The organism is Streptomyces pactum (genome assembly GCF_002005225.1).
In the GTDB taxonomy this organism is placed as follows: domain Bacteria; phylum Actinomycetota; class Actinomycetes; order Streptomycetales; family Streptomycetaceae; genus Streptomyces; species Streptomyces pactum_A.
Genome location: NZ_CP019724.1, coordinates 5,992,354 through 6,005,396 on the forward strand (window position 1 = coordinate 5,992,354; position 13,043 = coordinate 6,005,396).

Sequence of the window (13,043 nt, forward strand, 5' to 3'; positions counted from 1 at the left end):
CACGGAGCGTTCACCCGGGAGTGGGCGTTCACGCTCGGGCGGCGAAGCGGCGGCGGTGCCTCCCGTTCGGGAAAGGCACCGCCGCGAGTCGGGTCAGGCCGTGACCGGCGTCTGCCGTTCCGGGGAGGCCTGCTCCCGCTCGGACGTGCGCCGGGTGAACAGCCGGTCCAGGCCGAAGGCGCCGGAGCCGGTGAAGGCCAGCAGCAGGAAGGCCCAGCAGAACATGGCGGAGGCCTCGCCGCCGTTCTCCATCGGCCACAGGGCGCCCGGCTGGTGCACCTTGAAGTACGCGTAGGCCATGGAGCCCGAGGAGATGACCGCGGCGGCGCGGGTGCCGAGGCCGAGCATGACGAGACCGCCGCCGACCAACTGGATCACGGCCGCGTACCAGCCGGGCCAGGTGCCGGTCTCGATCGTGCCGCCGCTCCCCGACGCGCCGCCGAGGACGCCGAAGAGGGACGCGGCGCCATGGCAGGCGAAGAGCAGGCCGACGACTATGCGGAACAGGCCGAGGGCGTAGGGCTGGGCGCTGTCGAGGCGTCCGGACATGTGGGGGGTGCTCCTTCGGTCGGACCGGCCCGTCCGGGGCCGGTGGGGACGAAACCGAGTGGGCCGCCCACGTTAGGTGAGCCTAACGAGTGCTTGCAAGTTCAACATTTGGCCAAAGCTTCGCGTGTGGTCACCGCGCCATCGCGGCGGCCGCCGCAGATGGGAGCGCTCCCATGGTCATGGTGAAGTCTGCCGGAGTGACTCGATTCACACCAGTCCGCCGTCCGCCTCAGCTCGGGCCGCCCTGGCCCCGGCCGGGGCCAGGGCGGGGCCAGGGGCCAGGGCGGCCCGGTCGGTCCGGGCCTACGCCAGCTTCCTGTCCGTGACCATCCGCAGTGCGGTCGCCCCGTCGCGCTCCGTCCGGGCCTGTTCCAGGGACAGCCGGGCCGATCTCCCCCGGAGGGTCAGCGTCATGAGCTGGTTGCCGAACCACGGCCCGCCGGTCTTGCGCCAGCCGACCGTGGGCGCCGCACAGCGTCCGTGCCGGGCGATGCGCCGCCCGAGGGCACGCGCCGGGGCGCTCCAGCCGAAGCGGAAACCGAGGCGGATGGAGAGCGGCACGGAGTTGTGGACGGGGGAGCAGGTGAGCTGGGCCACCACGGAGTCGGGCGCCCGGCCCGGCCAGGACGGCTCGGCCACGTAGGCGTGGTGGACGTCGCCCGACAGCACGCTCACCGTCGCGGGCGCCCCGGGCCCCGTACCGGCCTCGGCGATCAGGTCCGCGAGGGAGTCGAAGGAGGCCGGGAAGGCCGACCAGTGCTCCAGGTCGGCCCCGCGCCTGATCCGCTCCCCGAGTCGCGCCCAGCGAGCGCCCCGTTCGCCGACGCACATCGCGGCGCTCCAGGCCTCCACGTCGTGCACGAGGTGGGGCAGCAGCCAGGGCAGGGAGGTGCCGATCAGCAGATGATCGCAGGAGTCCCGGTCCTCGAGGATCTGCTCGCGCAGCCAGGCGGCCTCGCCCGGGTCGAGCATCGTGCGGTGTTCCTCCTCCAGGACGCGGGCCGCGCGGGAGTCCACCATGACCAGCCGTACGCGGCCGAAGTCACGCCGGTAGCTCCAGCGGACGGTGGTCGGGTCGGCGTCGGCCCGCGCGGCGAACGTGCGGAGCACGTCGGTGCCGTCGGTGGCCTCGCGGACGGCCGCGTAGAGGGGGTCGGCGGCCAGTTCGTCCGGGGAGAGGTTGCCCAGGTGCTGGTACACCCAGTAGGACATCAGCCCGCTCAGCAGCCGCTCGCGCCACCAGTCCGTGGCCCGCATGTCGGCGAGCCAGGCGGCGGAGGTGTTCCAGTCGTCGATGACGTCGTGGTCGTCGAAGATCATGCAGCTCGGCACGGTGGACAGTAGCCAGCGCACCTGGGGGTCGCTCCACGACTCGTCGTAGAGGTGGGTGTACTCCTCGTAGTCCGCGACCTGGTCGCCCGGAGGCTCCGACGGCTCGCGGCGGCCGGCGATCCAGCGGCGCGTGGCGTCGGAGATCTCGTCGGCGTACACCTGGTCGCCGAGGAGGAGCAGCACGTCGGGCCGTGCGCCGTCCGGGTCGGCCGCGATGCGCGTGGAGAGGGTGTCCAGCGCGTCCGGGCCGACCGGGTCCTTCTCGCCGGCCGGCGGCGATGCCCAGCGGCAGGAGCCGAAGGCGATCCGCGTGTCCTCCTCCGCCGGTGACGTGGCGATCACCGAGGGCGGGAAACGCGAGTCGGGCGGCGGCCACACGCGTGCGCCGTCGAGGAGCACCTCGTACTCCGTCGCCGTGCCGGGTGTCAGGCCGCTCACCGGCACCAGGGCGTAGTGGTGGCCCGCGATCTGGAAGGTGCGGGCCGTGCCCCGGGCGCCGTCGGCGCAGCGCACCTCGGCGGTGCAGGGGCGGTTCGTCTCGACCCAGACGGTCGCGTTCGAGCCGTCGGTGTATCTCAGTAGTGGTCCCAGGCGCAGTCCGGCCATGGTGATGCCCTCCTCCGTCGCCCCGTACGGTACGGAACGACGGAGGCCGGCGGGGAGGTTCCACGCCGCGCCGGACGCGGTGACCGGACTGCGGCCGGGGTGTCAGCAGTTCGCGAGGTGGTTCTGCAGCGCCGACTTCTCGGCGGAGTCGACCGAGAGGTCGTAGTAGTACTTCACCTGGACCCAGGCGCGGACGTAGGTGCAGCGGTAGGCGCTGCGCGAGGGCATCCAGGTGGCCGGGTCCTGGTCGCTCTTGGACTGGTTGACGTTGTCGGTGACCGCGAGGAGCTGGGGACGGGTCAGGTCGTTGGCGAAGGACTGGCGCCGGGAGGTGGTCCAGGAACCGGCGCCGGAGTCCCATGCCTCGGCGAGCGGGACGAGGTGGTCGATGTCGACGTCGGAGGCGGCCGACCAGGTGGCGCCGTCGTAGGGGGAGTACCAACTGCCGCGGGTGGGGTAGCAGGAGGAGTCGGTGCTGACGCCGGAGCCGTCGCGCTTGAGGACGGTCTCGCGGGTGTTGCAGGAGCCGGACTGCGTGATCCAGTGCGGGAAGAGATCGCGGTCGTAACCGGCGCGGTTCTCGGTCCTCACGGTGAGGGAGGCGAGGTAGGAGCGGGCGGTGGCGGCGCTGACCGGGGTGGGGAGGGCGGCGGAGGCGGCCGGGCCGTTGAGGAGCCCGGCGGAGGCTATGAGCCCGGTGAACGCGGCGACGAAGCCGAGCCGTCGACGCGCGTAGAATTTGGGCATGCGAACTCCCTTGGAGTGTGGGGGTGTTGGGACGCGGGCAGGGGAATGCTCGCGACGCCGCATGGCGCACAGGTGTGCGGTCGGTAAGAAGTTAGTGACGTGTGCATGGCACGTCTATAAGTGCGACGGGACTTTCGCCCTCCGGCGGCCGGGGACTTCGTCTTCGAAGGCCCGGGGCCTTCGGCCTCCCGGTGCCGCCCGGGGCTCGCGTACTATGGACGGCGCAGAAGGGGAGTAGCTCTTCGCCGGACCGTCGACATACTGCTCAGCTCGTCTGAGCCGGCGCCCGGAGGCAGGCCTCGTGTGCGGGGCCGGCCAGCGAGACCTTCGGCAAGCAGTACACGCCCGTGCCGTACGGCGGGGGCGCCCGTGTGCTGCCGTGCCGAGGTGTCCGCAGCGCAGGAGCAGCACTCTCGGTGGGGCGGCCCCGACCGATAGAGGATCCCTTGATCAGCCTGACCGTGACGGCAGTCGTCTTCGGCGTCGTCTTCCTCGCCGAGCTGCCGGACAAGACCGCGCTCGCCGGCCTCGTCCTCGGCACCCGCTACCGGGCCTCGTACGTCTTCGCCGGCGTGGCCGCCGCCTTCGCGCTGCACGTCGTGCTCGCGGTCGCGGCCGGCAGCGTGCTGACCCTGCTGCCGCAACAGATCGTGCACGCGCTGACCGGCGTGCTGTTCCTGGGCGGCGCGGCCGTGCTGCTGATGAGGAAGGACGACGGGGACGAGGAGATCCGCAAGCCGGAGGACCAGTCCTTCTGGAAGGTCTCCGGAGCGGGCTTCATGCTCATCCTGGTCGCCGAGTTCGGTGACCTCACGCAGATCATGACCGCGAACCTCGCCGCCCGTTACGACGACCCGCTCTCCGTCGGCCTCGGCGCGGTGCTCGCCCTGTGGGCGGTGGCCGGGCTCGGCATCGTCGGCGGGAAGGCCCTGATGAAGCGGGTGCCGCTGGCGCTGATCACGAAGATCGCGGCGCTGCTCATGCTGGGCCTCGGGGTGTGGAGCCTGTGGGAGGCGGTCACCGGCTGAGGGCCGTCCGGACGCGTTCCGGTGCCGTACGGGCCCGGCACCGGTGGCGTGTGGGCCGAACGGTTGGTGAACGTTCGGGCGGGGGTGGTGGCGCGATGCCCGTTCTGTTTTGTACCGTGGGTGAACAAAGTGGCTCCCGCCCGTTCTCCCTGACCGGCGGGCGGGGCCGCCTTGTTTCCTCCCCGCGCCTTGGAGTCTGCCGATGACGGCCACCGCCACCACCGTTCTCACCGCCCGAGCCCTGCTGCTGGACATGGACGGCACCCTCGTCAACTCGGACGCCGCCGTCGAGCGCGTCTGGCGGCGCTGGGCCGACCGGCACGGCCTGGACGGCGACGAGGTCATGAAGGTCGTCCACGGCCGACAGGGCTATGCCTCGATGGCGCTGCTGCTGCCGGACCGGCCCATGGAGCAGAACCACGCCGACAACGCACGCATGCTCGCCGAGGAGACCGCCGACACCGAGGGCGTCGTCGCGATCCCCGGGGCGGCGGAGTTCCTCGCCTCGCTGCACGGGCTTCCGCACGCCCTGGTGACCTCGGCCGACGTGCCGCTGTCCACCGCGCGGATGGCCGCCGCCGGGCTCGCCCAGCCGGACGTCCGGGTCACCGCCGAGTCGGTCGGCGCCAGCAAGCCCGACCCCGAGGGGTTCCTCAAGGGCGCCGCCGAGCTGGGCGTCGCCCCGGGCGACTGCGTCGCCTTCGAGGACTCCGGCGCCGGCATCGCGGCCGCCCGTGCCGCCGGGATGCGGGTCGTGGGTGTCGGCCCGCGGGCCGGCCTCCACGGGCCCGACGTGGTCGTGCGGGACCTGACGCGGGTACGTGTGGAGGCCGGGGCGGACGGAACGCTGCGGCTGCACGTCGGCTGACGACTGACGGCCGGCGGGGTACGGGGTGCCGCTGTCGATGGCCGGCGGGGTACGGGGTGCTGCCGTCGATGGCCGGCGGGGTACGGGGGTGCCGCCGTCGGTGGCCTCCGTGTGCCCACGGCCCCGTGGCTACGGCTCCCGTGTCTCGGACTCCAGCCGGCGCCGGGTGTCCTGCCCGTAGACGCCGAGTTCGTCTTCGCGGATGCCGCGGGCCCATTGGTAGGTGCGGACCGAGTCCTCGACCTGGTGGTTGTAGTCGCCGTTGATGTCGCCGGTGTACAGGTACAGCTCGGTCAGACGCTGCTGGAGCTCGACGACCTCGGGCCCCCGGTCGCCGCGGTGCAGAGTCGTGCCGCCGTCGGGGACGCGGTCGTCGTCCTCGGACTCCTGCGTGGGGTCCTCGGCCGGCGGCGTCGTGCTCTGCGTCGGTTCCGCCGACCGGGACGGCGTGGGCGAGGCGCTCGACGTCGAAGGTGACGGCGAGGGTGACGGGCTCGCACTGGGGGACGCGGAGGCGGACGGGGACGGCGACGCGGAGGTCTCGGGGGCCGACGGCGCGCTCGACTCGGGGGTCGCGGAGGCCTCACTGGGCGACGGGTCCGGCACACTCGCCCGCACCTCGTCGGGCAGCGCCCCGTCCCGGGAGGGCGTCTCGTAGGAGAACAAGCCGCTCGCATACCCGGCCGCGCCCACCACGACCACGACCGCCCCCGCGGCACTCAGCAGCACGCCCCGGCGCCGTTTGCGCGGCGGACGTCCGCCGCCGGCGCCGTCCGGGTCCGCACCGGGCGGTACGGGAGCGGAGGGGGCGCCGGACGTGGTGGCCGAGGTCTCGAACAGGCGCAGGTCGTGCGCGCTGGGGGCGCCGGCCGAGGGCGCCAGGGGTGTGGGCAGCGCGGTGGTCGCCCCCGTGGCCGCGCCGGGCCGCTCGGCGCCGACGGCGCGCAGCGTCATGGTGGCGTCCGGGTCCGCCACGGGTGCCGGTGTGGGCGTGGACGTGGGCGTGGCGGGTGTGGGCGGGAATGCCGGTGCTCCGGGCGCTGGGGTACTGGGCGCGGGCGTATCGGGCGTGGGCATAACGGACGCGGGTGTTCCGGAGGATGGAGTCCCCGAAGCGAGTGTTCCGGGGGCCGGTGTTCCCGAAGCGGGTGTTCCGGGGGCCGGTGTTCCCGAAGCGGGTGTTCCGGGGGCCGGTGTTCCCGAAGCGGGTGTTCCGGGGGCCGGCGTTCCCGAAGCGGGTGTTCCGGGGGCCGGCGTTCCCGAAGCGGGTGTTCCGGAAGCAGGTGCCGTCCCGGCCGGGGGCGTCCGGGGCGTGGGTGGCGTCGGGGGCTCCCCGGTACCGTCCAGCTCGACGTACGGCCGTATCCGCAACGGGTCGAAGTCCTCCGCCGCTGCCGCCTGTGCCGTGCGCGCGTCGCGCAGGGCGTCGGACACCCGTGACCCGCAGGCGCAGGAGGGCGTGTTGTCCGCCTCCCTGGGCGTGCCGCACTCCGGGCACGAGTGCTCCGAGGCCCGCTCCCGCGGTTCCCGCGGCGGCTCCTTCTGCTGTTCCACGCGTTCGTCCCTCCCCTCGCGACTCCCCTCGCGAACTTCAGAGATTATCCAGATCTTCTCCACACCCTCACGCGCACGCCCCCGGAATACCGGCTTCCCACAGGACTGAACCGCGCATAACTGGTCACACCGACCTGGATGGAAGGTGCGTGAAGGCACCCGTGAGACCCGTGAGACCCGTGAGACACCCGTGGGAGGTCTTGACGGCGGGAGATGCGCGCGGAGGGGCGGACCCGGTGGACTCGGCGGACCCAGCGGACGCGAGGAAGCCGACCGAGGCGACCGTCCCCGCCGACCCGTCGCCGCCCGCGGGGAGCGGCGAGGAGCCGGAGCAGGTCTCCAGCGGTGTCCTCGTCTCGATCGGCGCCCAGCCCCGTCGACCCCGTCAGCCCCGTCCGACAGTGAGCGCGAGTTCCTTCACGAACCAGTGCTCGGCGTACGGAGCCTCCTTGTACGCCTCGGTCTCCGTGTAGCCGAGCCGGGCGTACAGGGCGCGGGCCTCGACGAGGTCGCCGCGCGTGTCGAGGACCATGCGCGAGGCGCCGAGCGCCCGTGCCGCCTCCTCGGCGGCCCGTACGAGCAGCGTGGCGCCGCCCCGGCCGCGCGTCCCCTCGCGCAGGAACACCCGGGTCAGCTCGGCGCTGCCGTCGTCCAGCAGCCGCACGCCCGCCGTGCCGGCCGGTTCACCGCCGTACCGCGCGACCAGCAACCGCCCCCGGGGCGGCGCGAGGTCGGCGCCGGAGTCTGCGGCGATCTCCCGCTCCAGCTCGTCCGGGTCGGTGGTCCGCCCCTCGCGCAGCAGGTAGTAGCGGTCGCTGACCTCCGTGTAGTACGCGCGTCAGAGGGCGGCGGCGACGGGGGAGTCGTACGGTTCCGGGCCGATGGTCCAGGTCATGACCGGCATTGTCGGGAGGGGACCGCCCCTGTGTGCAAGCGTATTTTCGCACCGGCGTGCCGTCCGCGCGCGCTGTGCGCCGTTTGAGGGGGGGACTCCCGGGCAACCCGAACGGCGAACCGGCCCGCTCGGAGAGCCGGTAGGGCCGAGAACCCGGAAGGCATTCATGTCCACAGGCGTGATCATCGCTTTGATCGTGATCGTGGCGGTCGTGCTCGTTGTCGCGGCCGTACTGGCCCTGCGCGCGCGGGGCCCCCGGCACGGCGGGAGCCTGAAGCGGCGCTTCGGGCCCGAGTACGACCGGGCCGTGGCCCGGCACGACGGCGACACCAAGGCCGCCGAGCGCGAACTCGCCGAACGCGTGGAACGGCACGGGTCGCTGCACGAGAGGGCGCTGGACCCGGCCGAGCGCGAGCGTTTCGAGGCGCGCTGGACCGCTGCCCAGGAGCGTTTCGTCGACTCCCCGCGCGAGGCGGTCGGCGAGGCGGACCGGCTGCTCGCGGAGCTGGCCGGCGCCCGGGGCTTCCCGGACGGCGGACAGTACGAGGAGCAGCTCGCGGCGCTGTCCGTGCACCACGCCCACCACGTCGACGGCTACCGGCGCGTGCACCGTGTGACGCACGCGCGCGTGGACGGCGCGCAGGACAGCGGCGCGGGTACGGAAGAGATGCGCGAGGCCATGGTCGAGGCCCGCGCGCTGTTCGAGGACCTGGTGGGCCCCGGCCGCCACGACGGCGGCCGGCACCGCGCGGGAGCGGACGGCGGCGGACCCGCGTCCGAATCCGCCCGCCCGCACCACTCCTGGTCATTCAGCAAGCGCCAGCCGAAGGAGAGTTGAGGCACATGTCCGACGCGACCCGGCAGCCCGGCGGCATCCCCGTCGAGCGGGACAGGCAGGCCCCCGGCACCGGCGGCGGGACCGCCCTCGGCACCGACCGGGCGGGCACCGCGGACCCCGTCCCCGGCACACCCGCCGGCACCACCCCCGATCCGCGGCCGCGGAGCACCGCCGCCCCGGCCGCCCCGGCCGCCCACGGGCCCACGCTCCTCCCGGACGAGGAGTGCGACCGGCTCGGGCAGCGGCTGCAGCACGCGGTGGCCGACTTCGTCGACGCGCCCCGTGCCTCCGTCGAGGAGGCCGACCGCCTCCTGGAGGAGATCACCGCCCGCCTCACGGACGCCGTGACACACCGCCGCCGCACGCTGCGCACGTCCTGGCAGGACACCGGCGGGGACGACCGCGCGACGAGTACCGACACCGAACAACTCCGCCTGGCCCTGCGGGACTACCGCGAGCTGGCGGACCGCCTGATGCGCCTGTGAACGACGGGCGTCACCGCTCCGCCCGGCGCTCCCGCCACTGCCTCACGACCTCTTCGACGTCGTAGGGCTTCAGACCCAGCGGGGGGCCGGGCGGTGGCTTGAACATGAGCTCGCGGATCTTGACGTTGATCTCCTCGACGATGCGGCGGACCACCCGCTCCGACGGGGCGTTCGCCGCCGCCTCCAGGGCGTCCTCCGCCTCCTTGCGCAGGGCCAGCGTGGGCGGCAGCACGGAGAACCCCTCGCGGGCCATCTTCCGTTTGACCCACCACAGTTCGTCGTAGGTGCTGTCCAGGTCGCTCGGGAGGGGTTTGCCCGCGCCGGGCAGTTGTGCGAACTCGCCGCGCGCGTCCGCATCACGGATCTGCTTGTCGACCCAGGACTCGAAGTCGACGCCAGGTGGCTTTCGCTCTGTCATGACCTCATTGTGCCGGACACCGCACCACCGGCCCATCTATCATGCGGCGGCGAACAAGCCGATGACGGACGTCTTGAGGTCCTCGAAGGAGCGCACGTGCTCGAACTCACCATGGCCGCCGTCACCGCGTCGGACGCGGGCGCCACGGCCGGCATGCAGATGGCCGACGCGCCCAGCGAGCCCGACGCGGTGCTGCGGGTCGGCCGGGACAGGTCCGTGTGCCGGCTGTCGACGCCGGACGACTGGCTGTTCGTCTCCCGGGTCCATCTGGAGTTCCGGTGCGGTCCCGAGGGCACGTGGCGGCTGGCCTGGCTGCGGGGCTCGCAGCCGGACCCCTCCTGCGAGGTCCGGCTCACCGTCGGCGGCCACGCGCGGCCCCTGGCCTACGGCGGCACGGTGCCCCTTCCGAGGGGCGGCAGCGGCGAGGTAGTGGTCCAGGACCGTGCGGAGCCGCGCAGCGTCAACGTCGGCTTCTACCACGAGGTGTGAGGCCGCGCCCTCGTCCGCGCTCAGGGCGGGTCCTCAGCGCCGGTCCCGGCTCCGGTCCTCAGGCCAGCACCCGGGCCAGCGCGAACCCGTCGTAGCCCTTGCTGCCGACCGTCTGCACGGCCGTACCGCTCAGGCGCGGGTGGCTGCCGATCAGCTCGATGGCGGCGCGGGTGCCGCGTACGTCGTCGGCGTCGTCACCGGCGTCGGCCACCCGGCCGCCGCGGACCACGTTGTCGAGGACGATCAGGCTGCCCGTGCTGGTGAGCCTCAGGGCCCACTCGAGGTAGTGGGGGTTGTTGCCCTTGTCGGCGTCGATGAAGACCAGGTCGAAGGGCGGGGGGTTCTCGTCGGCGAGCTTCGGCAGCGACTCCAGGGCCGGGCCCACCCGGACGTCGACGAGGGCGTCGAGGCCGGCGCGGGCGATGTTGCGGGTGGCGACCTCGGCGTGCCGGGCGCTGTGCTCGAGCGTGACCAGGCGGCCTTCCGCCGGCAGTGCGCGGGCCAGCCAGATGGTGCTGTAGCCGCCGAGGGTGCCGATCTCCAGGATGGTGCGGGCGCCCTGGATCTGGGCGAGGAGCTGGAGGAGTTTGCCCTGGTTGCCGGTGACGTTGATCTGCGGCAGCCGGGCGGCGTCGCTCTCTCTGAGGGCGGCCTCCAAGGCGTCGTCGTTCGGTGCGAGGTGGGTGGTGAAGTAGGCGTCGACGTCGTCCCAGAGCTGCGAGTCGCTCATGCCGGGGCCTCCCGTTTGCGTCGTTAGCTTTTCTAAGTAGGTGCGCTAACGAAGATAGCCGGGGGCGGGGCGTACGGGGGCCCTTCCCGCGGGCGTGTTTCGGTCGGCCGGTGCTCCCGCCTCGAGCGGCACGGTGCCGGCGGTCGTGCTGCCGGGTGGCGCGACCGGCTTGATCAGTCGACGGTGCGCCGGAAGAGTTGCCGGGAGCCGCCTTCCGGGCCCGGGGCGACGGCCTCGGCGGGGACGAACCCGAGGCGCTCGTAGAAGACACGTGCGCCGCTCGCCCAGGCACCGGGGTGGTCGGCTCCGAAGGTGACCACCTCGATGCCGGCCGGTCCCCGCACCCACCTGCGCATCGCGTCCTCCATCAGCTCCCGGCCGATCCCGCTCGTCCGGGCCTGCCGGGACACCACGAGCCAGTGGACGTGGTGGACCGGCGCCTGCGCGCCGAACAGGAGCCCGCCGAGGAGCCCGCCTCGGGGGTCCGGCTCCGACGGGACGGCGACGAGTGCCGTGGCCCGGCGTATGTGCTCGTGCACCGCGTCATGGAAGCCGGTGTCCTCGACCATCGGACCGAACCAGTGCTCGACCTCGGCCGCCAGCCCGAGAAAGCCGGGGAAGTCCTGCTCTTCCGCGAGTCTGACCATCATGCGGGCAGTCTGGCAGAGCGGAACCGGGGCGGGCCGGCCGCGCCCGCTCGGGAACCGGCGACCGGCGTCGGCTACCGGAACCGGCGACCGGGGCCGGGTCGGGAACCGGCGACCGGGGCCGGCTCAAGGGTGCGGCGGTCAGCGGGCGTCGACCGCCGGCGCCGAACCCGGCAGCGGGCGGCCCGCCGACTCCGACATGAACCACACCGTCACGCCACCGACAACGGCCGCGGCCATCATGTAGTACGCGGGCATCATCATGTCGCCCGTCGCCCCGATCAGCGCCGTCACCACCAGCGGGGTCGTCCCGCCGAACAGGGACACCGACACGTTGAAGCCGATCGACAGCGACCCGTACCGCACCCGCGTCGGGAACAGCGCCGGCAGCGCGGACGGCATCGACGCGGTGAAGCAGACCAGCAGCAGGCCCAGGGCGGCCATGCCCAGACCCACCGCCCACAGGCTGCCCTCGCGGATCAGCAGCAGCGCCGGTATCGACAGCAGCAGGAACCCCGCACAGCCCGCCGCGATCACCGGCCGCCGCCCGACCCGGTCGGTCAGCGCGCCGGCGAACGGCTGGACGACCATCATCAGGGCCATCACGGCCAGCACCACGAGCAGCCCGTGCGTCTCGTCGTACTTCAGTTCGCTGGTCAGGTAGCTCGGCATGTACGACAGCAGCATGTAGTCGGTGACGTTGAAGACCAGCACCAGGCCGACGCACAGCAGCAGCGCCCGCCACTGCCCGGTGATCATGTCCCGCAGCGGCACCTTCGGCCGCGTGGCCTCCGCCTTGTCGAGTTCGGCCGCGAACGCCGGCGTCTCCTCCAGCCGCATCCGCAGATACAGCCCGATGATGCCCATCGGCCCCGCGACCAGGAACGGGATCCGCCACCCCCAGGACGTCAGATCGCCGTCGGACAGCAGCGCCGTCATCAGCGTCACCAGGCCCGCGCCGCCGATGTACCCGGCCAGCGTGCCGAACTCCAGCCAGCTCCCCAGGAACCCGCGCCGTTTGTCGGGCGCGTACTCGGCGATGAAGGTGGACGCGCCCGCGTACTCACCCCCGGTGGAGAACCCCTGCACCAGCCGCGCGACCAGCAGCAGCACCGGCGCCCAGACGCCGATCGTGGCGTACGACGGGATCAGCCCGATGGCGAACGTACCCGCCGCCATCATGATCATCGTGAGGGCGAGGACCTTCTGCCGCCCCACCCGGTCGCCCAGCGGCCCGAAGACCATGCCGCCGAGCGGGCGGACCAGGAACGCCGCCGCGAAGGCGCCGAACGTCGACAACAACTGCGCGGTCGGGTTGCCCGACGGGAAGAAGGCCTTGCCCAGCGTGACGGCGATGTAGCTGTAGACGCCGAAGTCGAACCACTCCATCGCGTTGCCGAGCGCCGCCGCCTTCACGGCGCGCCGGACGAGCGCGGGGTCGGTGGCGGTGGGCGCGGCGGTGGCACGTGGCGCGGACGCGGGGGTCGTGCGGGACGGGTGAGCGGCGACGGGGGCAGCCGACAATGCTTCGCTCGCCTACCTTTCGACGGGAACTGGGACGCCACGACCCGCACGGCGGCACTGTCGCCGGGCCGGAAGAAACCCGCGACACTCGGCCACGGGCTGAAAAACGACCATAGGCGCTGATGTGCCGTTTACACCCGGTATGCTTTTCGTTGCGCTGTGCACCGAAAAGGCGTACACGCAGGGACGTCCGCAGGCCACGGGACCATCGCCGCCTCCCCGGCCTGTGATCCTTCTCGCTCCCACGAGAGGCGGCCGAACGGCTCCCGCACTATCGTCGTCCGGACAAACGGCCGGCCGGCCGGTAAAAGGCGGGACGAAAAGCGGGCGGCG

At 73.0% G+C, this 13,043-nt stretch carries 13 protein-coding genes and 1 pseudogene; 5 read left to right on the forward strand and 9 right to left on the reverse strand.

The window, feature by feature from the left end:
• Window positions 1-93 precede the first annotated feature (93 nt).
• The 3 genes from B1H29_RS25620 to B1H29_RS25630 all read right to left on the reverse strand — a co-directional run bounded on the left by B1H29_RS25620 (window position 94) and on the right by B1H29_RS25630 (window position 3,234).
• Window positions 94-549, reverse strand: coding sequence for a DoxX family protein (locus B1H29_RS25620; protein WP_055416700.1), 456 nt, complete (start codon window positions 547-549; stop codon window positions 94-96).
• 303 nt (window positions 550-852) lie between these two features.
• A complete protein-coding gene (locus B1H29_RS25625) occupies window positions 853-2,487 on the reverse strand; it encodes an alkaline phosphatase D family protein (RefSeq protein ID WP_055416699.1) in 1,635 nt (544 codons plus the stop codon).
• Window positions 2,488-2,589: 102 nt separating this feature from the next.
• Window positions 2,590-3,234 (reverse strand): HNH endonuclease family protein, encoded by a 645-nt coding sequence (locus B1H29_RS25630; RefSeq protein WP_055416698.1) that lies wholly within the window; start codon window positions 3,232-3,234, stop codon window positions 2,590-2,592.
• Between the two features lie 446 nt (window positions 3,235-3,680).
• Here B1H29_RS25630 and B1H29_RS25635 point away from each other — a divergent pair, with 446 nt between their 5' ends.
• Together B1H29_RS25635 and B1H29_RS25640 are read left to right on the forward strand one after the other, a co-directional pair.
• Window positions 3,681-4,262: a TMEM165/GDT1 family protein gene (locus B1H29_RS25635; RefSeq protein WP_055416697.1), complete on the forward strand. Its 582-nt coding sequence runs from the start codon at window positions 3,681-3,683 to the stop codon at window positions 4,260-4,262.
• A gap of 202 nt (window positions 4,263-4,464) precedes the next feature.
• Window positions 4,465-5,130, forward strand: coding sequence for an HAD-IA family hydrolase (locus B1H29_RS25640; protein ID WP_055416696.1), 666 nt, complete (start codon window positions 4,465-4,467; stop codon window positions 5,128-5,130).
• Between the two features lie 129 nt (window positions 5,131-5,259).
• Here the strand turns inward: B1H29_RS25640 and B1H29_RS37615 are convergent, their stop codons facing one another.
• Together B1H29_RS37615 and B1H29_RS25650 are read right to left on the reverse strand one after the other, a co-directional pair.
• Window positions 5,260-6,105, reverse strand: a complete 846-nt coding sequence (locus B1H29_RS37615; protein WP_234392988.1) for a peptidoglycan-binding domain-containing protein — start codon at window positions 6,103-6,105, stop codon at window positions 5,260-5,262.
• A gap of 964 nt (window positions 6,106-7,069) precedes the next feature.
• Window positions 7,070-7,579 (reverse strand): annotated as a pseudogene (locus B1H29_RS25650) (GNAT family N-acetyltransferase).
• A gap of 166 nt (window positions 7,580-7,745) precedes the next feature.
• Between B1H29_RS25650 and B1H29_RS25655 the strand changes: the two are divergent.
• Together B1H29_RS25655 and B1H29_RS25660 are read left to right on the forward strand one after the other, a co-directional pair.
• Window positions 7,746-8,417 carry a hypothetical protein gene (locus B1H29_RS25655; RefSeq protein WP_055416694.1) on the forward strand — a complete coding sequence of 224 codons (672 nt, stop codon included), beginning with the start codon at window positions 7,746-7,748 and terminating at the stop codon, window positions 8,415-8,417.
• Between the two features lie 5 nt (window positions 8,418-8,422).
• Complete coding sequence (locus tag B1H29_RS25660) at window positions 8,423-8,902, forward strand: hypothetical protein (protein ID WP_063787477.1); 480 nt, start codon at window positions 8,423-8,425, stop codon at window positions 8,900-8,902.
• Between the two features lie 10 nt (window positions 8,903-8,912).
• Here B1H29_RS25660 and B1H29_RS25665 read toward each other — a convergent pair whose 3' ends face one another.
• Complete coding sequence (locus B1H29_RS25665; RefSeq protein ID WP_055416692.1) at window positions 8,913-9,320, reverse strand: DUF1992 domain-containing protein; 408 nt, start codon at window positions 9,318-9,320, stop codon at window positions 8,913-8,915.
• Window positions 9,321-9,416: 96 nt separating this feature from the next.
• Here B1H29_RS25665 and B1H29_RS25670 point away from each other — a divergent pair, with 96 nt between their 5' ends.
• The gene (locus tag B1H29_RS25670; RefSeq protein WP_055416691.1) at window positions 9,417-9,809 is read left to right on the forward strand and encodes a hypothetical protein; all 393 of its coding nucleotides are present in this window, start codon (window positions 9,417-9,419) and stop codon (window positions 9,807-9,809) included.
• A 58-nt stretch (window positions 9,810-9,867) separates the two neighbouring features.
• Here the strand turns inward: B1H29_RS25670 and B1H29_RS25675 are convergent, their stop codons facing one another.
• The 3 genes from B1H29_RS25675 to proP all read right to left on the reverse strand — a co-directional run bounded on the left by B1H29_RS25675 (window position 9,868) and on the right by proP (window position 12,710).
• Window positions 9,868-10,539 carry an O-methyltransferase gene (locus B1H29_RS25675; protein WP_055416690.1) on the reverse strand — a complete coding sequence of 224 codons (672 nt, stop codon included), beginning with the start codon at window positions 10,537-10,539 and terminating at the stop codon, window positions 9,868-9,870.
• Window positions 10,540-10,712: 173 nt separating this feature from the next.
• Window positions 10,713-11,189, reverse strand: coding sequence for a GNAT family N-acetyltransferase (locus B1H29_RS25680; protein WP_055416689.1), 477 nt, complete (start codon window positions 11,187-11,189; stop codon window positions 10,713-10,715).
• Window positions 11,190-11,327: 138 nt separating this feature from the next.
• Window positions 11,328-12,710, reverse strand: coding sequence for a glycine betaine/L-proline transporter ProP (gene proP / locus B1H29_RS25685; RefSeq protein ID WP_055416688.1), 1,383 nt, complete (start codon window positions 12,708-12,710; stop codon window positions 11,328-11,330).
• Between the last annotated feature and the right edge of the window lie 333 nt (window positions 12,711-13,043).

Bases quoted from the DNA above. Each gene is read 5' to 3' on its own strand.
- B1H29_RS25630 (WP_055416698.1), bottom strand. From the start codon at position 3,234: ATGCCCAAATTCTACGCGCGTCGACGGCTCGGCTTCGTCGCCGCGTTC.
- B1H29_RS25680 (WP_055416689.1), bottom strand. From the start codon at position 11,189: ATGATGGTCAGACTCGCGGAAGAGCAGGACTTCCCCGGCTTTCTCGGG.
- B1H29_RS25625 (WP_055416699.1), bottom strand. From the start codon at position 2,487: ATGGCCGGACTGCGCCTGGGACCACTACTGAGATACACCGACGGCTCG.
- B1H29_RS25665 (WP_055416692.1), bottom strand. From the start codon at position 9,320: ATGACAGAGCGAAAGCCACCTGGCGTCGACTTCGAGTCCTGGGTCGAC.
- B1H29_RS25640 (WP_055416696.1), top strand. From the start codon at position 4,465: ATGACGGCCACCGCCACCACCGTTCTCACCGCCCGAGCCCTGCTGCTG.
- B1H29_RS25675 (WP_055416690.1), bottom strand. From the start codon at position 10,539: ATGAGCGACTCGCAGCTCTGGGACGACGTCGACGCCTACTTCACCACC.
- B1H29_RS25655 (WP_055416694.1), top strand. From the start codon at position 7,746: ATGTCCACAGGCGTGATCATCGCTTTGATCGTGATCGTGGCGGTCGTG.
- B1H29_RS25620 (WP_055416700.1), bottom strand. From the start codon at position 549: ATGTCCGGACGCCTCGACAGCGCCCAGCCCTACGCCCTCGGCCTGTTC.
- B1H29_RS25660 (WP_063787477.1), top strand. From the start codon at position 8,423: ATGTCCGACGCGACCCGGCAGCCCGGCGGCATCCCCGTCGAGCGGGAC.